Annotated in this window: 15 protein-coding genes; 9 read left to right on the forward strand and 6 right to left on the reverse strand. The window is 64.7% G+C overall.

Translation table 11 applies throughout. The features are described from left to right. Positions 1 to 231: 231 nt before the first annotated feature. Together AC1DE3_RS20555 and AC1DE3_RS20560 are read left to right on the forward strand one after the other, a co-directional pair. Positions 232 to 1215 carry a zinc-dependent alcohol dehydrogenase family protein gene (locus AC1DE3_RS20555; protein WP_476852714.1) on the forward strand — a complete coding sequence of 328 codons (984 nt, stop codon included), beginning with the start codon at positions 232 to 234 and terminating at the stop codon, positions 1213 to 1215. Then, a complete protein-coding gene (locus AC1DE3_RS20560; protein ID WP_476778230.1) occupies positions 1212 to 2309 on the forward strand; it encodes an ABC transporter ATP-binding protein in 1098 nt (365 codons plus the stop codon). The genes AC1DE3_RS20555 and AC1DE3_RS20560 overlap by 4 nt, the downstream gene beginning before the upstream one ends. A gap of 54 nt (positions 2310 to 2363) precedes the next feature. Here AC1DE3_RS20560 and AC1DE3_RS20565 read toward each other — a convergent pair whose 3' ends face one another. From AC1DE3_RS20565 to AC1DE3_RS20575, 3 genes are read right to left on the reverse strand one after another with little or no spacing between them, the layout of a single operon-like run. After that, a complete protein-coding gene (locus AC1DE3_RS20565; protein WP_476778229.1) occupies positions 2364 to 3668 on the reverse strand; it encodes a TRAP transporter large permease in 1305 nt (434 codons plus the stop codon). Positions 3669 to 3677: 9 nt separating this feature from the next. After that, complete coding sequence (locus tag AC1DE3_RS20570; protein WP_441513403.1) at positions 3678 to 4199, reverse strand: TRAP transporter small permease; 522 nt, start codon at positions 4197 to 4199, stop codon at positions 3678 to 3680. Between the two features lie 52 nt (positions 4200 to 4251). Beyond that, a complete protein-coding gene (locus AC1DE3_RS20575) occupies positions 4252 to 5238 on the reverse strand; it encodes a TRAP transporter substrate-binding protein (protein ID WP_441513404.1) in 987 nt (328 codons plus the stop codon). A 206-nt stretch (positions 5239 to 5444) separates the two neighbouring features. On the opposite strand from AC1DE3_RS20575, the gene AC1DE3_RS20580 reads away from it, so the two are divergent. From AC1DE3_RS20580 to AC1DE3_RS20595, 4 genes are all read left to right on the forward strand, one after another. Next, positions 5445 to 6371, forward strand: a complete 927-nt coding sequence (locus AC1DE3_RS20580; protein WP_476852715.1) for a LysR family transcriptional regulator — start codon at positions 5445 to 5447, stop codon at positions 6369 to 6371. A gap of 106 nt (positions 6372 to 6477) precedes the next feature. Next, positions 6478 to 8604: a hydantoinase/oxoprolinase family protein gene (locus AC1DE3_RS20585; protein WP_476778227.1), complete on the forward strand. Its 2127-nt coding sequence runs from the start codon at positions 6478 to 6480 to the stop codon at positions 8602 to 8604. Next, the gene (locus AC1DE3_RS20590) at positions 8597 to 10306 is read left to right on the forward strand and encodes a hydantoinase B/oxoprolinase family protein (RefSeq protein ID WP_476852716.1); all 1710 of its coding nucleotides are present in this window, start codon (positions 8597 to 8599) and stop codon (positions 10304 to 10306) included. The genes AC1DE3_RS20585 and AC1DE3_RS20590 overlap by 8 nt, the downstream gene beginning before the upstream one ends. 54 nt (positions 10307 to 10360) lie before the next feature. Further along, positions 10361 to 11125 (forward strand): HpcH/HpaI aldolase family protein, encoded by a 765-nt coding sequence (locus AC1DE3_RS20595; protein ID WP_476778225.1) that lies wholly within the window; start codon positions 10361 to 10363, stop codon positions 11123 to 11125. 239 nt (positions 11126 to 11364) lie between these two features. On the opposite strand, the gene AC1DE3_RS20600 is transcribed toward AC1DE3_RS20595, so the two are convergent. Both AC1DE3_RS20600 and AC1DE3_RS20605 read right to left on the reverse strand, forming a co-directional pair. Further along, positions 11365 to 11931, reverse strand: a complete 567-nt coding sequence (locus AC1DE3_RS20600) for a biotin transporter BioY (protein WP_476778224.1) — start codon at positions 11929 to 11931, stop codon at positions 11365 to 11367. Positions 11932 to 12158: 227 nt separating this feature from the next. Further along, entirely contained in the window at positions 12159 to 12824 is a 666-nt protein-coding gene (locus AC1DE3_RS20605; protein ID WP_476778223.1) for a GntR family transcriptional regulator, read from the reverse strand. A gap of 261 nt (positions 12825 to 13085) precedes the next feature. On the opposite strand from AC1DE3_RS20605, the gene uvrA reads away from it, so the two are divergent. The 3 genes from uvrA to AC1DE3_RS20620 all read left to right on the forward strand — a co-directional run bounded on the left by uvrA (position 13086) and on the right by AC1DE3_RS20620 (position 17941). Continuing rightward, positions 13086 to 16004, forward strand: coding sequence for an excinuclease ABC subunit UvrA (gene uvrA, locus AC1DE3_RS20610; protein ID WP_476778760.1), 2919 nt, complete (start codon positions 13086 to 13088; stop codon positions 16002 to 16004). 142 nt (positions 16005 to 16146) lie between these two features. After that, positions 16147 to 17613 (forward strand): ATP-dependent nuclease, encoded by a 1467-nt coding sequence (locus AC1DE3_RS20615; RefSeq protein ID WP_476852717.1) that lies wholly within the window; start codon positions 16147 to 16149, stop codon positions 17611 to 17613. Between the two features lie 229 nt (positions 17614 to 17842). Then, complete coding sequence (locus AC1DE3_RS20620) at positions 17843 to 17941, forward strand: SEC-C metal-binding domain-containing protein (RefSeq protein WP_476852773.1); 99 nt, start codon at positions 17843 to 17845, stop codon at positions 17939 to 17941. A gap of 205 nt (positions 17942 to 18146) precedes the next feature. Here AC1DE3_RS20620 and AC1DE3_RS20625 read toward each other — a convergent pair whose 3' ends face one another. Continuing rightward, positions 18147 to 18440, reverse strand: coding sequence for a GIY-YIG nuclease family protein (locus AC1DE3_RS20625; RefSeq protein WP_441513521.1), 294 nt, complete (start codon positions 18438 to 18440; stop codon positions 18147 to 18149). Positions 18441 to 19065: the final 625 nt, after the last annotated feature.

The raw sequence follows: 19065 nt of genomic DNA on the forward strand, positions 1-19065 counted from the left end.
GCTGACTGCCGTCAGGCTGCTCCGCCCAGCGCTCTTTGGCAGGATGTGCGCATTCGGGCATGTGCCGGGCACGGCGCCAGGCGGAACGGCCGAGTGGACGGGATTGTCCGCGGCACCGGCGGAAACTCTTCGCCAAGATTCGCCTTGAGAGCCGTATAATCCTTGAGCTTGATCAAGGCCGGCTCGGCATCGCGCCGGCATCCTTCCGTTGCGCGTTGGCCGGAGAAGCCGATGAAAGCGATGGTTCTGAAGGTTCCTGGCCAACCGCTTGTCGAGGAGCGGCGCCCCGATCCGATACCGCGCTCCGGGGAATTGCGGATCAGGGTCGAGGCCTGTGCGATCTGCCGCACGGACCTGCATGTCGTCGACGGCGAGTTGCGGGGCCTGCAATGCCCGCGCGTGCCCGGTCACGAGATCGTCGGCCGGGTCGATTTGCTCGGGCCGGGCACCGCCGACGCACTTCTGGGAAGGCGTGTCGGTGTCGGCTGGCTCGGGCACACCTGCGGACACTGCCCCTATTGCCGCAGCCTCCGGGAAAACCTCTGCGACGCTCCGGAGTTCACCGGCTATACGCGCGACGGCGGCTTCGCCACTCATGTCGTCGCCGACGCGGCCTACGTCTTCCCGCTGGACGATTTTCCCGATCCCGTCGCCGCCGCGCCGCTGATGTGCGCGGGACTGATCGGATGGAGGAGCCTGCGCAGCGCGGGGGCAGCGCGGCGGATCGGCCTCTACGGCTTCGGGGCGGCCGCTCATATCCTGGCGCAGATTTGCCGTTGGCAGGGCCGCGAGGTCTACGCGTTCACGCGCCCGGGCGACGAGGCGGCGCAGGCCCATGCGCGCTCGCTCGGCGCTCGCTGGGCCGGCAGCTCCGAGGAAAAGCCTCCCGAGCCCCTCGACGCCGCACTGATCTTCGCGCCTGTCGGAGCGCTCGTGCCGCTGGCGCTGAGTGCTGTGGTCAAGGGTGGGCGCGTCGTCTGCGGCGGCATCCACATGAGCGACATCCCGAGCTTCAGCTACGACTTGCTGTGGCAGGAGCGCGAGCTGGTCTCCGTCGCCAATCTCACGCGGGCCGATGGCCGCGAATTTCTGTCTGTTGCGCGGCAGGCCGGCATTGCAACCAAAACGACGATCTACCCGCTGAACCAGGCAAATGAGGCGCTGTCCGCACTGCGCAGCGGGAAGTTGCAAGGTGCGGCGGTGCTCATTCCATGAAGTTCTCGCACTTTATCGCGGCGATAGCCGAGCCCCCGCCCCCGCATGCGCAGGGCTTCGCCCTGCCCTCCTCGTTCCTGCGCTTCGTCCTCTGCTCGGGCGGCTGGCATCAGGCGGCGGTCTGTGCGCTGTCCGTCGCCGTCTTCCTTCTCAATGCCGCTCCGATCGAAACGCAGCGGCGCATCATCGACGCGGCCGTCCATGCCGGCAGCCTCTCCGCGATCCTGACTCTCGTCGCGCTGCAATTCGCCCTCCTGCTGACGTTCGGGCTGGCGAAGCTGGCCATGAACATCTACCGCGCCTGGCTTGGCGAATGCGCGACGCGGGATCTGCGCCTCGTGGTGACCCGCAGGCTGGAGGGCCAGGACGCCGAGGACTCCGCCCTCACCAATGGAACCGGCCTCGCCATGATCCTTGGGGAAGCCGACGACATCGGCGCGTTCGTCGGCTCTAGCCTCAGCCTTCCCATCGTCGAGATCGGCTTTCTGGCGAGCGTCTTCATCTATCTCGCCGTGCTCGACCTCAAGATGATGGTCGTCAGCCTTCTAATCCTGATGCCGCAATTCGTGTTCGTGCCGCTGATGCAACGGGCGATCAACCGACGCGTCGCGCAGCGAACCCGCATTCTGCGGCGCTTCGGCGAGGAGATCCTGTCTCCGTCGAGAGCGGAATCGAGCGCGCGTCGACTGGACGAGGTCTTCACGATCAACCTCGGCATGTTCGAGATCAAATTCTCTCTCAACTTCCTGATGAACCTGACCTATTCCCTGGGCAACCTGCTGGTGCTCGGGATCGGCTGCATTCTGGTCATCCAGGGACAGACCGAGATCGCGACCGTCGTCACCTTTCTGTCCGCGACCGCACGGATCGTCGACCCGTGGAATGACGTGGTCGACTGGGCGCGAGGTCTGGCGCTGACGACCGTGAAGTACCGGCTTGTCACCCAGGCGATCGAGGCATCGCCCGGCGGCGTTCCGGCCTTGTCCGCGGCGGCGCATGGCGGCGCCGACGTTCGTTTGGTGCCGGCTGACGGCTGGACATCCTCGTCAGCATCCGGGCGCGCGAACGGACCGACGCGCGACCAGCCATCCTGACTTGCGATTTGCAGGTATCGCGTGTCCGCCCGCAGGCGGATACGCTCCGCCCCGTCAGCCCGCCATCATCTTCGGCAAGGCGGTCACGATCTGCGGGAACAAAGTGATGAGCACGAGCAGCAGCATCAGCACGCAGAAATAGGGGATCGCCGCCTTCGTCACCGCCAGGATGTTCTTGCCGGTGATGCTCTGCAGCACGAACAGGTTGAACCCGACCGGCGGGGTGATCTGCGCCGCCTCGATCAGGATCACCACGAAGATGCCGAACCAGAGCAGGTCGATGCCGGCCGCCTGCACCATTGGCAGCATCACCGAGGAGGTCAGCACGATGATCGAGATGCCCTCGAGGAAGCAGCCGAGGATCAACATGAACACGGCCAACACCGCCAGCAGCGCATAGGGCGAGAGGTGCATGGCCTCGACCCAGCTCGCCAGAGACCGGGGGATGTCGACGAAGGCGACGGCGATCGTCAGACAGGCGGCGCAGGCGATGATGAAGGAGATCATGCAGGAGGTCCGCATGGCCGCCATCAGCCCTTCCATGAAGTTCTGCCGGGTGAGCCCGCCACCGACCGCTGCGAGGATGAGCGCTCCGATCACGCCGATGGTCGCGGCCTCGGTCGGGGTGGCGATGCCGCCATAGATCGAGCCGACGACCGAGCCGATCAGAAGCGCCACCGGGATCAGACGCCGCGAGCGGTAGATCTTTTCCAGAAAGGGCACCGGCGGCTCGGCCGGCGGCATCCTGTCGGGGTTCAGCAGACTCCAGATCGCCGTATAGCCCATGAAGAGCGCCATCAGCAGCAGCCCGGGCAGGACGCCGGCGATGAAAAGCCGCGCGATCGAGACCTCGGCCGTCACGCCATAGACGATCATGATGATCGAGGGCGGGATCAGCAGGCCGAGCGTACCGGAGCCCGCCAGCGTGCCTATGGTCATGTTGAGCGGATAGCCCCGCTTCTCCAGCTCAGGCACGCTGATGCGCCCGATCGTGGCGCAGGTCACCGCCGACGAACCGGCGACCGCCGCCATGATGCCGCAGCCGAGCACGTTGACATGGAGCAGCCGGCCCGGCAGCCGCGACACCCAGGGCGCCAGCCCCTGGAACATGTCCGCCGACAATTTGGAGCGGAACAGGATCTCGCCCATCCAGATGAAGAGCGGGAGCGAGGTCAGCGCCCACCCCCAACTCGAATCCCAGAGCGTCGAGGCGATCAGCGAGCCCATCGGCGCGCTGGTGAAGAGCCCCATCATCACCATGCCGACGGTGAGCAGCGAGAGCGCGACCCAGACGCCGCCCGCGAGCAGCAGGAGCAGGGAGCCGGCAAGGACCAGCGAAGCAAGAACGGTCGTGTCCATCATCGGCCCCTATGCCACCGGCCTGTCGAGTTCGATCTCGTCGGGTGCCTCGTAGCGAGGCTTGCCGCCGGTCAGGAGCCAGAGGAGCTCGTCGATGAAGGCGATCGCCAGCGCGGTCACGCCCAAGGCGACGCCGGTTTGCGGTATCCAGAACGGCATCGCCAGCAGGCCTGGGCTGACATCGTTGAATTCACGCGATTGCAGCGCCAGCGCGCTGACATGCCAGGCAAGGAACGACACGACCACCGTGCCCAGCAAGCAGTTGAAGAGCTCGACGCCCCGCCGCCAACGCTTCGGCAGACGGTCGACGATCAGATTGATGCGAACATGGCCGCCGCGCCGGAAGGTGTGGGCGAGGCCGAAGAAGGTCGAGGCCGCCAGGCACAAGCCCGCCGCCTCGGTGGCGTCTATCGTGACGCCCCGCATCCGTCCGACGATCTGGGCGACGATGGCCAGCCCGATGCCGACCATGAAGACGGCGGCGAGATAGCCGCACGCCTCATAGAACCTGTCGAGAACCCCACGTATCACCGGTCACCCCGCTGGCCACTGTTCATGGAATGGATGGCGCGCAGGCGGGCCGTCAGTTGAGGCTCTTCTGATAGGTTTCGTAAACGGCTTTCTCCTCGGCGCTGGCCGTGGCCAGCCAGTCCTGGACCATGCCCTTGCCGGCGGCTGCGATGGCGTCGAGAACGTCTTTCGGCGACTGGGCGATCGTCACGCCATGGCCCTTCAGGACGTTCTCCCGCTCCTCGCCGGCCTTCTTCGACATCTCCCAGCCGCGCTTGGTCGCGGCCTCGCCGGCTTCGAGCACCACCTTCTGCGTTGCCGGATCGAGCTGGCGGAACGCGCGCTCATTGACCAGGATCGCGTTCTTGTTGTGCATCGTCCCGGTATAGGTGAAGTGCTTGACGTAATCCCAGATCTGGACGTCGGTCCCGGTCTGGGCGCTGGTCCAGAGCGACTGGATCATGCCGGTCGAGAAGGCCTGCGGCACCTCGGCGAAGGGCAGGATCAGTGCTTCCATGCCGAGCTTCTCGCCCATGATCTGGGTCTGCTTGGAATAGATCCGCAGCTTCTGCCCCTTGAGGTCTGCGAGCCCCTTCAGCGGCTCCTTGGTGTAGAAGCCCTGCCCCGGCCAGGCGACGTAGGAAATGGCGCGCAGCCCGTTCTTCTTGAACATTCCGTCGAAGAACGGAGCCTGGGCCTCCGTCAGCTTGGTGGCCTGGTCGTAGGTCGTCGCAACGCCGGGGATGTTGTCGAGATTGTACATCGCCGCCTCGTTGCCGTAGACGCCGAGGCGGATCTCGCCGATCTGGATCTGGCCGGACTGGACGGCGCGCTTCACCGCATCGAGCTTGATCAGGCTGTCGTTGGAGCGCAGATCGATCTTGAGCTTGCCGCCGCTCTTCTCCTCGATCTCCTTGATCATCTGTCGGATGTTCTGGGTGAAGAAGCTGCTTTCCGGATAGCCGGAGGCCATCGTCCAGCTCGTCTGGGCGGTGGCGGGAGCGGCCAGCCCGAGGCTCAACGCAAGGGCGGCGGACGCAATCAAGGCTCTGCGGTTCATGGTTCCCCTCGTTCTTGTCCCGCTGCGGCGAGACCCGCGCGAGTTTCAGGAGCCGGAACCGGGCCGAGGCTCGATCGGCGGCTAAAGGTCAGTCGAGCGCGTTATCGCGATAGCATCCAATTGAAATTATCTGTTGTTGCGATAGATTTTGTTTATTGGCCGATGGTGCGGCCCGAAAATTGCTTGTCTGGAGGCTATGGAGGCGGATGCCGAACTGGACGTTGAAGCAGCTCGAAAGCTTCGTTTGGGTGGCCAAGCTCGGCAGCTTCAGGGCAACGGCGGAACGCCTGAATACGACCCAGCCCAATATCTCGGTGCGCATCTCTCAGCTCGAATCCGTTTTGGGGGTGCGGCTGTTCCATCGCGACTCCGGCTCGGTCGCCTTGACGCCGATCGGCCATTCCCTGCTGGGGCAAGCCGAGCGCGTGCTGCAAGCCTCGGAGGAGTTCTCGCAACAGTCGATCCGCTCCGATCAGCAGATTGGCATTCTCAGGCTCGGCGTCGCCGAGCTCATCGCCCAGACCTGGCTGCGCGACTATCTGCTCGACCTGCGGCAGGTCTTCCCGAACGTCGATGTCGAGCTGAGGGTCGACCTGACGATCAACCTGCGTGAGGAGCTGGTTTCGCGCTCGCTCGACCTGTGCCTACTGAACGGCCCGATCTCGAACTTCAACATCACCAATGTCGATCTCGGCTCCGTACCCTATCTGTGGGTGGCCTCGCCACGGCTCGGGCTCGTCGGCTCGGATCTGGCGACGATGGCCTCGCATACGATCCTGACCCATGCGCGCAACACGCGCCATTTCGTCGAGCTCTCCGCGCATTTTCGAGACAACTGGGAGAGGCCGGTTCGGATCGTGCCGTCGAGCAGTCTCGCAGCCAGCCTGCAGATGACCATCGACGGCCTCGGCATCGCACCGATGTCGCAGACGCTCGTCGAAAGGCTCCTCGACACGGGAGAGCTTGTGGAATTCCCCTATGAGTGGAAGCCCAGCGCGCTGATCTTCACCGCGTCATACGCTCATACGCCTGCCAGTTTTCTGCTGAAGCGGGCCGCCGAGCTCGCCGGCGAAAGGGCTGCACGGCATCATCAGGGCGATGCGCGGCGGCCCATGGAGGCAGCCGCGCGCTGATTCAAGCGATAAAGTTATCTTATCGAGTTATATAGAAAATAATAATTCGACGGCATCGGCTGCCCATTCCATCTTTCCTCCCTCAGACAACGGAGGCGAGTGAGCCATGTCCATTCTCGGGGCCCGCCTGGGCGTCGATATCGGGGGAACCTTCACGGATGTCGTGCTCGAACAGGGCGGGCAGAGATACTCGACGAAGGTACTGACGACCTATTCAGCGCCCGAGGATGCGATCATCGAGGGGATGCACAGGGTCTGCTCCAAGGCGGGCATCGCGGCTTCCGCCGTCGGGCAGATCATCCATGGCACGACGCTGGCGACCAATGCGCTGATCGAGCGGCGCGGCGCCAAGACCGCCCTGATCACCACGGAAGGCTTCCGCGACGTCATCGAGATGCGGACCGAAAGCCGCTTCGAGCAGTACGACCTCAATCTGACGCTGCCGGAGCCGCTGCTGCCACGCAACCGCCGCTACACCGTCAGGGAGCGCATGGATGCACGCGGCAAGGTCCTGATCCCGCTCGATCGCGCCGCGGTCGAGGCACTGGCCGACGAGCTTCGCGAGGCCGGCTATGAGAGCGTCGCGGTCGGGCTGCTCCATTCCTACGTCAACGATGCCCATGAGCGGCTGATCTATGACGTGCTGGCCGAGCGGCTGCCCGGCGCGATGGTCTCGCTCTCGTCGGAAGTCTCGCCGCAGATGCGCGAATACGAGCGCTTCAACACGACGATCGCCAACGCCTACATCAAGCCGCTGATGAAGAGCTATCTCGTCCGGCTGAAGGGGCGCCTCGCGGCGGAAGGCGCCGTCTGCCCGATCTTCCTGATGCATTCCGGCGGCGGCATCATCTCGCTGGAGAGCGCCTCGGAATTCCCGGTACGCCTCGTCGAATCCGGCCCGGCCGGCGGCGCGGTCTTCGCCGCCGACATCGCCGCCCGGCATGGCCTGAAGAAGGTGCTGTCCTTCGATATGGGCGGCACCACCGCGAAGATCTGCCTGATCAAGAACTACACGCCGAAGACCGCCCGCGTCTTCGAGGTGGCCCGCACCTATCGCTTCAAGAAGGGCTCGGGCATGCCGATCTCGATCCCGGTGATCGATATGGTCGAGATCGGAGCCGGCGGCGGCAGCCTCGCCCATGTCGATTCGATGAACCAGATCCGGGTCGGCCCGGAAAGTGCGGGCTCGGAGCCCGGCCCCGCCTGCTACGGCCGCGGCGGCACGCGCCCCGCCGTGACCGATGCCGACGTCATCCTCGGCAAGATCGACCCCCAGAACTTCGCGGGCGGCACGATCCCGCTCTTCGCGGATGAATCGGCCAGCGCGCTGAAGGGCGAGATCGGCGGCAGGCTCGGCATGGACGCCGAGGAAAGCGCCTGGGGCGTCGCCGAGGTCGTCGACGAGAACATGGCCAACGCCGCCCGCGTCCATGCCGTCGAGAACGGCGAGGACCTGTCGGAATACACGATGATCGCCTTCGGCGGCGCCGCCCCGCTGCATGCGGGCCGGCTCTGCGAGAAGCTCGGCATCAGCAGCTGCCTCGTACCGCCGGGAGCCGGCGTCGGCTCGGCCATCGGCTTCCTGCGGGCGCCGTTCAGCTTCGAGGCCAACCGCACGCTGTTCATGCGTCTTGCCCAGTTCGACACGGCGCGCGTGGCCAGGCTCTTCGACGAGATGGAGGAGGAAGCGATGCGGGTCGTGCGGTCCTGCGGCTGGGCCGGCGCGATCCAGGCCGAATACAAGGTCTATATGCGCTATGCCGGCCAGGGCTGGGAAATCCCGGTGACGCTGACGCCGGAGGAAGCCCGCGCCGCCGATCCCGCCGTCATCCTGCAGCGCTTCGAGCACGAATACGCCAATCTCTTCGGCCGCACGGTGAAGGGCCTCGCCGCCGAGATCACCGTCTGGTCGGTCAATGCCCATACGCCGCAAGCCGCGATCGCCCCGGTCGCGCCCCTGGCGGAAATGCGCGATGCGCCGGCGGACGGCAGCCGTTCCGTGTTCGATGCGGGGCTCGGCCGCCGCGTCACGGCCGATGCCCATAGCCGCACCGCCCTGCCCGCCGGCAGCACGGTCAGCGGCCCCGGCATCATCACGGAAGACGAGACCACCATCGTCCTGCCGTCGAGCCGCATGGGCGTCACGCTGAACGACGGCTGCATCGACATCCGCCTCGCCGAAGCCTTGCCTACCGCCTCCGTCGCCGCGCGGAAGGAGCCCGCCCATGTCTGATATCTCCAAGGTCGCCTATCAGGTCATGTGGAACCGCCTGATCTCGGTCGTCGAGGAACAGGCCCAGGCGCTGATCCGCACCTCCTTCTCGACCTCGGTGCGCGAAGCCGGTGACCTCTCGGCCGGCGTCTACAACGAGAAGGGCGAGATGCTGGCTCAGGCGGTGACCGGCACGCCCGGCCACGTCAACGCCATGGCCGATGCGGTCGCGCATTTCATCCGCCGGATCGGGCGCGAGAACATCGCCGAAGGCGATGTCTACATCACCAACAACCCCTGGGAGGGCACCGGCCACCTGCACGACATCACCGTCGTCAGCCCGTCCTTCCACCGCGGCCACCTCGTCGGCTTTTTCGCCTGCACCGCCCATATCGTCGATATCGGGGGGCGCGGCTTCGGCGCCGACGCCAACTCGGTCTATGAGGAAGGCCTGCATATCCCGATCATGAAGTTCGTCGACCGCGGCACGGTCAACGAGACGCTGGTCACTATCATCCGCGGCAATGTCCGCGAACCCGATCAGCTCGTCGGCGACGTCTACGCGCTGGCGACGTGCAACGAGATCGGCCATCGCCGCCTGATCGACATGATCGTCGAGTTCAGGCTGGCCGACCTCGCCGGCATCTCCGACTTCATCCTGAGCAATTCGCGCCAGGCGACGCTCGACAAGATCGCGGCGCTGCCGCGCGGCCAGGCCGAGGGCCATATGCGGATCGACGGCTACAGCCGTCCGATCGACCTCTGCGTCAAGATTTCCATCGAGGCCGATGGCGTGCTCTGCGATTGGGCAGGCACCTCCGGCGTCGACAAGAACGGCATCAATGTGCCGCTGGTCTATACGAAGGCCTATACCTGCTACGCGCTGAAATGCGCGATCGCGCCGGAGATCCCGAACAACGCGGCCTCGCTGGAGCCTTTCCGCATCACCGCCCCGGAGAATACCATCGTGAACGCGGTCTGGCCGGCGCCGGTGGCGCTGCGCCATATCATCGGCCACATGGTGCCGGACACGATCTACGACGCGCTCGACAAGCTCCTGCCCGGCCTCGTCCCGGCCGAGGGGGCCGGCAGCCTCTGCAACTTCCAGGTCTCGCTGAGGCCGCGCAGCGACGGGCCCCCGCCGGCCGAGCCCGTGCGCGCGGAGGTTCTGACCTTCAACTCCGGCGGCTCCGGCGCGCGGCCGGCGCTGGACGGCATGAACGCCACCGCCTTCCCCTCCGGCGTGATGACTATGCCGGTCGAGGCGACCGAGCAGGTCGGCCCGGTGATCGTCTGGCGCAAGGAACTCCGGCCCGATTCCGGCGGCAGCGGCCGCCATCGCGGCGGCCTGGGCCAGCATATGGAGGTCGGCGCCTGGGAAGGCTACGAATTCGACATCCAGGCGATGTTCGACCGGGTCCGTCACCCTGCCCGCGGTCGCCGCGGCGGCGGCGCCGGCGCGCCGACGACGATCGCGCTCGACGACGGCATGGCGATGAAGGGCAAGGGCAAGCAATTCGTGCCGCATGGCCGCAGGGTCGTCATGGCCTTCCCCGGCGGCGCCGGCTATGGCGCGCCGGAAGAGCGGGACCAGCGCAATGTCGAGCGCGACCTGGCCCTCGGATACATCTCCGCCGACGTCGCGCAGGCCGATTACGGCCTGGCCGAGAACCGCGCGGCAGATGTCCTCGCGATATCGCGGCGCGGCGAGTTGCCCCGCTAGAGACCGGCTCGGGGGTAGCCCGGGAGCTGCCTCCCATTTTCGGAATGCTGAACGATGAAAATGCCTTCCAACAAGTTCCTCGCCGCAATTCGCAGCGGGCAGCCGCAGATCGGCCTCTGGCTGAGCCTGGCCAGCGGCTACGCCACCGAGGCCGTCGCTGGCGCCGGCTTCGACTGGCTCCTGGTAGACACCGAGCACTCGCCCAACGACCTGGCTTCGGTCATGACGCAATTGCAGATTCTGGCCGCGCATCCCGTGACGCCGATCGTGCGCCCCGACTGGAATGACGCCGTCCTCATCAAGCGTCTCCTCGATATCGGGGCGCCCGGCCTGCTCTTTCCGATGGTCCAGACGGCCGAAGAGGCCGGGCAGGCCGTCGCGGCGACGCGCTACCCGCCGCGTGGCATCCGGGGCGTCAGCGGCTGCACGCGTGCCAATGGCTTCGCCCGCATGACGGATTATTTCAGCCGGATCGAGGAGGAAACCGCCGTCATCGTTCAGGTCGAGACGCGGGCCGCCATCGAGCAAGCCCTCCAAATCGGCCAGGTCGACGGCGTGGACGGCGTCTTTTTCGGTCCCGCCGACATCGCGGCGGATCTCGGCCTGCTGGGCCGCCCGAATGATCCGGCCGTCTGGGAGGTCATCCGCCCGGCGGCGCGCCGGCTCATCGACGCCGGTATTCCGGTCGGGACGCTCGTTTTCGATCCCGCCTTCGCGAAGAGTCTGCTGGCTGAAGGTTTTGCGTTCGTCGCCTGCGGGTCCGACGCCGTGCTGTTGGCGCGGGGGGCCGACAGGCTTCTCGGCAGCATGAAGAACTGACCCGCAAGGTCGCGACGCCGCGGGTGGAAGCGCGGTTGCTGCACTCAGGCGGAGATTGCGACAGCGCGCCATGTTCGCAGCCGGCGTCGGAGCTCAAGCTTGGGGACGTCGCGATTTCGCATCGCGCACCCCTCCCCGACTGAGATATTCCCGCGGACGGCGCCTTGATCGAGCTGGATGAAACCCCCGGCAGGCTGAGGCCCGCCGGGATGATAATTGGGGAGCCCTGGCCCGCCGGCTCAGCCGCGTGGCGCGAAGGCCTTCAGCGTCGCCGCTGCGAGGGCCGACTTCAGGACGGCGCCGAGGATGAAGGGCGTCGCGCCCACGGCGATCGCCTTCGGCAGGCCGATGAGGACGCCGAGCCAGGCCACGCCAATCACCAGGCAGAGCGCATTGCCGGCCAGCATCGCAGCGAAGGCGAGCCCGACGCGGCTGCCGTTCCAGCCGCGCTCGGCGAGCCAGCCCGCGAGAGCCGCGGCGAAGGGGAAGGCCAGCAGGTAGCCCGCCGTCGGGCCGGCGAAATAAGCCGCGCCGCCAGCGGCACCGGCGAGGACCGGCAAGCCAATGAAGCCCTGCAGCAGCCACGCAATCACGGTGACCGCGCCGAGGCGCCAACCATAGAGCGCGCCGATCAGAGGCACCGCGAAGGTCTGCATCGTCATCGGCACCGGATACATCGGCACCTTGATCTGCGAGGACAGCGCCAGCAGCAGGCTGCCGACGATCACGGCCCCCGCCCGCCAGGCGAGCGAGCGGCTTTCCAACCGCAGCGGGCTGAAGGGACGGCTGAGGGCAAGATCGGTCATGGTCACTCCTTCGTCGTGATCAAAATTATCTATAATTCTGATCTTTGATCTATGAGAGAACCCATATCTCATCGGAAAAGGCAAGCGCGCCCTTTGCGATGCCTCTGCAAGCCAGGAAATCCTGCGTCCGGACGAAGCGTCATTCTTGGGCGGAGCAGAGCGGAGACCCGAGAATCTCTTGCCGGAAGAAGCTTACGAAGGCCGAATTCGCAGCTTTGGCGTACCCTCTAACCAACGATCGCGAAGGCCCCGCGCGTCGCGCCCGAGGCGGTGCGGACAGGCCGCTCGCCGATCCACTGGGCATGCCGCGCCAGCGTCGCTGTGGCGGTTTCCAGATCGCTGCCGCGGAGCGCGTTGAGGATGGTGCGATGGTCGTGATCGGTGCGGGCTTCCCATTCCGAGCGCCAGGCCGAGAACAGGAAGCGGGCGCTCGCCGCATGCAGATCGTCGATCGTCGCGAGCAGGCGCTTCATGCCGCAGGGCGCGACCAGCGTGCGGTGAAAGCGACGATTCGCCTCCTCCCAGGCCCGGACGTCGGTCGCGGCGTCGCAGTCGCGGCGGGCCTGCTCGGCCTGGTCGAGAATGGCGGCGGTGAGGTGCGGCGCGGCATGGCGCAGCGCCAGAACCTCCAGTGCCGCGCGCATCGCCGCGACCTCCTTCACCTCCGACAGGTCGAAGGAGGCGACGCGGACGCCGCGCCGCGGCTCGCTGATCGCCAGCCCCTGCGCCTCGAGCCGCCGGAACGCCTCGCGCACCGGGACATGGCTCGTTTCGAACTCCTCGGCGATATGGTCCTGCCGCAGCCGCGCTCCCGGCTCGATCGTTCCGGCGATGATCCGCTCCGCCAAAGCCCTGGCGATGCGGACGGCGATGGTGTCGGCAGGCTTCGTCATGATTTATAGATAATTCAACGGCGCGCCGGAGTCGATTGCGATCGGCCCAGTGGTCCCCATATCAGACCCTCGCCGCTGCTGACGCTTTCTGTCAGGACGACGGCAGCAGCCGGGACGGCTGCGTGCTATTCATGCCGGGCAGATCGCCGCGAGGCTGGAAAGGCCCGGCTTTTGCCCTATCTGTAGCGCTTCACCGCAACGGACGCCCCGATGGCCCGCAAGACCGATACCGCCGCCGCCCAGGCTGCTGCGCTGGAAGACATGTTCGACCGCAACCGCGCGGCCGATCCGAACAGCCGCGCCATCACCGTGCGCGGCGCGCGCGAGCACAATCTCAAGAATGTCGATCTCGCGATTCCCAGAGACAAGCTCGTGGTGTTCACCGGCCTCTCCGGCTCGGGCAAGTCCTCGCTCGCCTTCGACACGATCTATGCCGAGGGCCAGCGCCGCTATGTCGAGTCGCTCTCGGCCTATGCCCGCCAGTTCCTCGAGATGATGCAGAAGCCCGATGTCGACCAGATCGACGGGCTCTCGCCGGCGATCTCGATCGAGCAGAAGACGACCTCGAAGAACCCGCGCTCGACCGTCGGCACCGTCACCGAGATCCACGACTATATGCGCCTGCTCTGGGCGCGCGCCGGCATCCCCTATTCACCCGCGACCGGCCTGCCGATCGAGAGCCAGACCGTGCAGCAGATGGTCGACCGCCTGGTCGAGCTGCCGGAGAAAACGCGCGGCTACCTGCTCGCGCCGGTGGTGCGTGGCCGCAAGGGCGAGTTCAAGAAGGAGATGGCCGACTGGCTGAAGCGCGGCTTCCAGCGCGTCAAGGTCAATGGCGAGTTCTACGAGATCCCGGACGCGCCGCCGCTGGACAAGAAGTTCAAGCACGACATCGACGTGGTCGTGGACCGCATCGTGATTCGGCCCGATCTCGGCGCGCGGCTGGCCGACTCGCTGGAGCAGGCGCTGGAGCTGACCGACGGCATCGCCGTCTTCGAATATGCCGATGAGAAGGAGGAGAACGGCGATGCCCGGCGCGTCACCTTCTCCTCAAAGTTCGCCTGCCCGGTCTCCGGCTTCACCATCCCCGAGATCGAGCCCCGGCTGTTCTCGTTCAACAACCCGTTCGGCGCCTGCCCGGTCTGCGACGGCCTCGGCCACGAGATGCGGATAGACCCGGACATGATCGTCCCCGATCATGCGCTGACGCTGAAGAAGGGCGCGATCGCGCCCTGGGCCAAGTCGACCTCGCCCTATTACGGCCAGACGCTGGAATCGCTCGCGAAGCATTTCGGCTTCTCCATGACCAAGCCCTGGTCCGAGCTGCCGGAGAGCGCCCGCAAGGCGATCCTGTTCGGCACGGGCACAGAAGCCGTGCGCATGGCCTATAATGACGGCCTGCGCAGCTACGAGGTGAAGAAGCCCTTCGAGGGCGTCATCACCAATATGGAGCGGCGCTGGAAGGAGACGGAGTCGGACTGGGCGCGCGAGGAGATCGGCCGCTTCATGTCCGAGACGCCCTGCGCCGCCTGCAACGGCTTCCGCCTGAAGCCCGAGGCGCTGGCGGTGAAGATCGACATGCGCCATATCGGCGAGATCTCGCAGCTCTCGGTCAAGGACGCGCTTGAGTGGGTCACCGCCCTGCCCTCGCGGCTGTCGAAGAAGCAGAACGAGATCGCCCCGCGCATCCTCAAGGAAATCCGCGACCGCCTGACCTTCCTGCTCGATGTCGGGCTGGAATATCTGACGCTGGCGCGCGGCTCGCGCACGCTCTCGGGCGGCGAGAGCCAGCGCATCCGGCTGGCCTCGCAGATCGGCTCGGGCCTGACCGGCGTGCTCTATGTGCTGGACGAGCCCTCGATCGGCCTGCACCAGCGCGACAATGAGCGCCTGCTCGGCACGCTGCGCCGGCTAAGGGACCTCGGCAACACGGTGATCGTGGTCGAGCATGACGAGGACGCGATCCTGACGGCCGACTATGTCGTCGATGTCGGCCCCGGCGCCGGCATCCATGGCGGCGAGATCGTCGCCAAGGGCACGCCGCAGGACATTCTCGACGATCCCAATTCGCTCACCGGCAAATACCTCACCGGCGAGCTGAGCGTCGCGATCCCCGACAAGCGCCGCAAGCCGCAGAAGGGGCGCTCGCTCAAGATCGTGGGCGCGCGCGGCAACAACCTCCGCAATGTCGATGTCGAGATCCCGCTCGGCCTGTTCACCTGCATCACCGGCGTCTCCGGCGGCGGCAAGTCGACGCTGGTGATCGACACGCTCTACAAGGCGGTGGCGCGCAAGCTGAACGGGTCGATCGAGCACCCAGCCCCGCATGACCGCATCGAGGGCATCGAGCATCTCGACAAGGTCATCGACATCGACCAGTCGCCGATCGGCCGCACGCCGCGCTCGAACCCGGCGACCTATACCGGCGCCTTCACGCCGATCCGCGAATGGTTCGCCGGCCTGCCGGAGGCGAAGGCGCGCGGTTATCAGGCCGGGCGCTTCTCGTTCAACGTCAAGGGCGGACGCTGCGAGGCCTGCCAGGGCGACGGCGTCATCAAGATCGAGATGCACTTCCTGCCGGATGTCTACGTCACCTGCGACGTCTGCAAGGGCAAGCGCTACGACCGCGAAACCCTCGAGGTGAAGTATCGCGAAAAATCGATCGCGGATGTGCTCGACATGTCGGTCGAGGAGGCCAAGATCCTGTTCAAGGCGGTCCCCTCGATCCGTGACAAGATGGAGACGCTGCACCGCGTCGGGCTCGACTATGTCAAGGTCGGCCAGCAGGCGACGACGCTCTCGGGCGGCGAGGCGCAGCGCGTCAAGCTCTCCAAGGAACTGTCGAAGCGCGCCACCGGCCGCACGCTCTACATTCTCGACGAGCCGACGACCGGCCTGCATTTCCACGACGTCGCCAAGCTCATGGAAGTCCTGCACGAGCTGGTCGACCAGGGCAATTCGGTGGTGGTGATCGAGCACAATCTCGAGGTGGTGAAGACCGCCGACTGGGTGATCGACATGGGCCCCGAAGGCGGCGACGGCGGTGGCCAGGTGGTGGCCGAGGGCACGCCGGAGGACATCGTCCGCATCGGCAAGGGCCACACCGCGCGCTTCCTGAAGGAAGTGCTCGACCGCCGGCCGATCAAGAAGGGCAAGGTGCAGCGGCAGGCGGCGGAGTGAGGCATCGGCATTCGGCGCACGAGTTGAAGCCTGCCTTGTGGTATTGGCTTTCGACTCTTGGCATCTATGCTCTCATTCAGCGATTCGGTAGAGATCAGCCGATATTTGCTGTGTTGTACTTGCAGCCGTTTGGGGGAGCTGTATGGACGTTCGGCATTCTGACATTGTCAATCTCGAAGAGAAAGTAAAAAAGCTTTCTTACGCACGATTCCTTCCGAAGATGAAGCTGTTAAGTGTTCGTAGCTTCGATAGCCAAACGATTACCTTTGACTTTCCTGTTACTGCGGTGATTGGAACAAATGGTGGCGGCAAGAGCACTATTTTAGGGGCAACAGCCCTCGCCTACAAAGATGTGAAGCCGGGCGATTTCTTTCCAAAATCGAATATCGGCGATAACAGTATGGCGAACTGGCGAGTCGAATACGATGTACTTGACCGAGATGTCAATAATACATCCGCCTTCCCTCGAAACGCACGCTTTACTAAAGCGAAATGGCGTCGTGACAAGGTTGCCGATCGCGACGTTGTTGTCATACCAATTCAGCGTACTGTGCCCGCCAACGAACAAGCGAAATTTAAGCATTTTATTGGCATAGCTGCTAATTCTGAAGTATTGAAGGAGCCAATAGAAGAATCCGTCGTTGCATATGTTAGTCGCATTTTAGGTAAAGATGCGAAAAGCTACGAACGCGTTGTTCTTAAGAACGATAAATCGAAAAGTATCCTCGTCGGGATGCGCGGTGCCAACGATTATTCCCAGTTTCATTTCGGAGCGGGTGAAGCATCTATTATTGAGATGGTATCGAGAATCGAGGGCGCAGACGACAACTCTCTGATTCTTATCGAAGAAATAGAAAACGGCTTGCACCCGCTAGCGACGGAAAAGATGGTCGAATACCTGATCGATGTAGCAAAACGAAAGAGCGCTCAGATAGTATTCACGACACATTCGGAATACGCGCTTACAGTTTTACCCCCCAAAGCGATTTGGGCCTGCATCGAAGGGGTTGCTTATCAAGGTAAGTTAACCATCGAGAGCTTGCGCGCCCTTACCGGCAAGGTGGCCAAGGATGCTGCAATTTTCGTCGAGGATGACTTCGCCAAGGACCTGGTCGAAGAAATGTTCCGACAATACGCCCTCGATATTTTTGAGCGCGTGCAAGTGCACAAGGCAGGTGGATACCCCTATGTCGTGAACGTTCTAGATTACCACATTAAGAACCCGACCACTTCTCATCCGGCAACTGCGATCATCGATGGCGATAATCCTCCATTGGACAAGCCCAATGAAGCTGTGTTTGAACTGCCGAAAGGCGCACCTGAAGTAGTTGTTTTTGGCTATATTCGGCAAACAGCCGAAGCAAATAGCGCTCTTATCAAGCAACGTTGCCAATGCCCTGCAATATCGCAAAGCGATTTGGTCAGAGCTATAGAGACGGTCGCGATCGACACCACGGACCATCACCTCTATTTTTCTAAACTGGGCGACAGCTTGGGGTTCATTTCTGAATTGATCGTTCGCCGTGGCCTGATCTCCATATATGTCGAGCAGAATGAAGCTTCGCTGAAACCAATAGTGGCAGCCGTTCGTGATCGCCTAAAATTTTAGATTCAAGGTGTCGCGGTTCCCGCGCTTTCCGTCTTGGCGGAAGCGCCCTTTGCAGGTTAGGAGACCGCCCCCACAAAACCGATGGAGGGTGCCATAACTATGACCAAGCACGACTTCACCGACCAGCCGTCCTTTTGAGGTCACGAGCAAGCGTCGGAAGTCCTACCCGTCCGAAACCCGCGTGAAGCGCGGCGTCCGCATCGTCCATGGCGATGTCGAACTGCATGAAATGCTCGGCCGCAACGATCTCTGCGTCTGCGGCTCCGGGCGCAGATTTCAAGAAATGCTGCATGCCGAGCGGCCGTTTCGACGGCTCCGACCGGGATGACTACTTTCAGGGAGTGACAAAGCAGCCTCGCCTCGCCGTCATGCTCGGGCTTGTCCCGAGCATCCGCGTCTTGAGACGCTGATGGCGGGCGATGGCCAGCGATGAAGGCGTGCCCCGGTCGCTCCTGCGCGAAGACGTGGATGGTCGCCACAAGGGCGACCATGATGGCGGAGGGCGATCGCGACGCCGAGAGCCACCGCCTCGATCAGGCCAGTTCCTCGTAAAGGTCGTTCCACTCGGGGTTTCCGGCCATGATCGTGCGGGTCTTATAGGCGCGGTACCAGCGCTTCATCGAGGTCTCGCGCTGGATCGCGGCCTCGATCTCGTCGTGCCATTCGTACCAGACAAGGCGCTTCAATCCGTATTGCCGCGTGAAGCCGGCGATCAGCCCCTCGCGATGTTCGTGAATGCGTCGGCCGAGATCGCTCGTCACGCCGATATAGAGCGTGCCGTTGGGTCGGTTCGTCACGATGTAAACCCAGCCGCCCTTCTGCTTCATGGCTTCAGGATGCGATTGCGCGGGGGCGGCGGCAAGGGCTCCGCCGTCATGGTCGGGCTTGTCCCGACCATCCACGTCTTGCGGCGCCGATGGCGGGGGCCGGCCAACCATGAGGTGCGCGGCGAGTCGTTCCCGCGTGAAGACGTGGATGGTCGCCACAAGGGCGACCATGACGATGGAGGGCGACCATGACGGGAGAGCTTCCGGCAGCAAACTTATCCCCGCCCCTCATCACCCGCCCTATCCTGCCCTCGCCCATCACCCAAACGGGGCGGCCATCCGGAGGTGTGCCAGTGGCTGGGTGAGGGTCGGCGCCTGCGGCTGGTCTCACAAGCCAGACTCGGGAGGCTTCGGGGCACCGCCCTGGGGACACTACGGTCCCTGTGCGAGGAGCTCGCTGGAAGGCTCGGCCGGTGACGGACGGGCAAGGCAGGACGCGACGACCCGCTGAGGGGAACTGGCGTCCGGGCCGGCCCATCCTGAACCGCCCTGCCCGATAAGCGCGGCCCGGAGCCCAAAATCGCCGGAGGCGGAGCGCCACGGGGCGTGCGACGGGTGGCTCAATCCCGCCGCGCCGCAGCCTGGCTCAACGGTTGCGGATATCCCTCGCGCCTCGCGGCGCTCC

Source organism: Allobosea sp. 10L417, from assembly GCF_056395485.1.

Coding starts and splice junctions, on each gene's coding strand:
- AC1DE3_RS20555 (WP_476852714.1), top strand. CDS start 232: ATGAAAGCGATGGTTCTGAAGGTTCCTGGCCAACCGCTTGTCGAGGAG.
- AC1DE3_RS20560 (WP_476778230.1), top strand. CDS start 1,212: ATGAAGTTCTCGCACTTTATCGCGGCGATAGCCGAGCCCCCGCCCCCG.
- AC1DE3_RS20565 (WP_476778229.1), bottom strand. CDS start 3,668: ATGGACACGACCGTTCTTGCTTCGCTGGTCCTTGCCGGCTCCCTGCTC.
- AC1DE3_RS20575 (WP_441513404.1), bottom strand. CDS start 5,238: ATGAACCGCAGAGCCTTGATTGCGTCCGCCGCCCTTGCGTTGAGCCTC.
- AC1DE3_RS20580 (WP_476852715.1), top strand. CDS start 5,445: ATGCCGAACTGGACGTTGAAGCAGCTCGAAAGCTTCGTTTGGGTGGCC.
- AC1DE3_RS20585 (WP_476778227.1), top strand. CDS start 6,478: ATGTCCATTCTCGGGGCCCGCCTGGGCGTCGATATCGGGGGAACCTTC.
- AC1DE3_RS20590 (WP_476852716.1), top strand. CDS start 8,597: ATGTCTGATATCTCCAAGGTCGCCTATCAGGTCATGTGGAACCGCCTG.
- AC1DE3_RS20595 (WP_476778225.1), top strand. CDS start 10,361: ATGAAAATGCCTTCCAACAAGTTCCTCGCCGCAATTCGCAGCGGGCAG.
- AC1DE3_RS20600 (WP_476778224.1), bottom strand. CDS start 11,931: ATGACCGATCTTGCCCTCAGCCGTCCCTTCAGCCCGCTGCGGTTGGAA.
- AC1DE3_RS20605 (WP_476778223.1), bottom strand. CDS start 12,824: ATGACGAAGCCTGCCGACACCATCGCCGTCCGCATCGCCAGGGCTTTG.
- uvrA (WP_476778760.1), top strand. CDS start 13,086: ATGTTCGACCGCAACCGCGCGGCCGATCCGAACAGCCGCGCCATCACC.
- AC1DE3_RS20615 (WP_476852717.1), top strand. CDS start 16,147: ATGGACGTTCGGCATTCTGACATTGTCAATCTCGAAGAGAAAGTAAAA.
- AC1DE3_RS20620 (WP_476852773.1), top strand. CDS start 17,843: ATGCTCGGCCGCAACGATCTCTGCGTCTGCGGCTCCGGGCGCAGATTT.
- AC1DE3_RS20625 (WP_441513521.1), bottom strand. CDS start 18,440: ATGAAGCAGAAGGGCGGCTGGGTTTACATCGTGACGAACCGACCCAAC.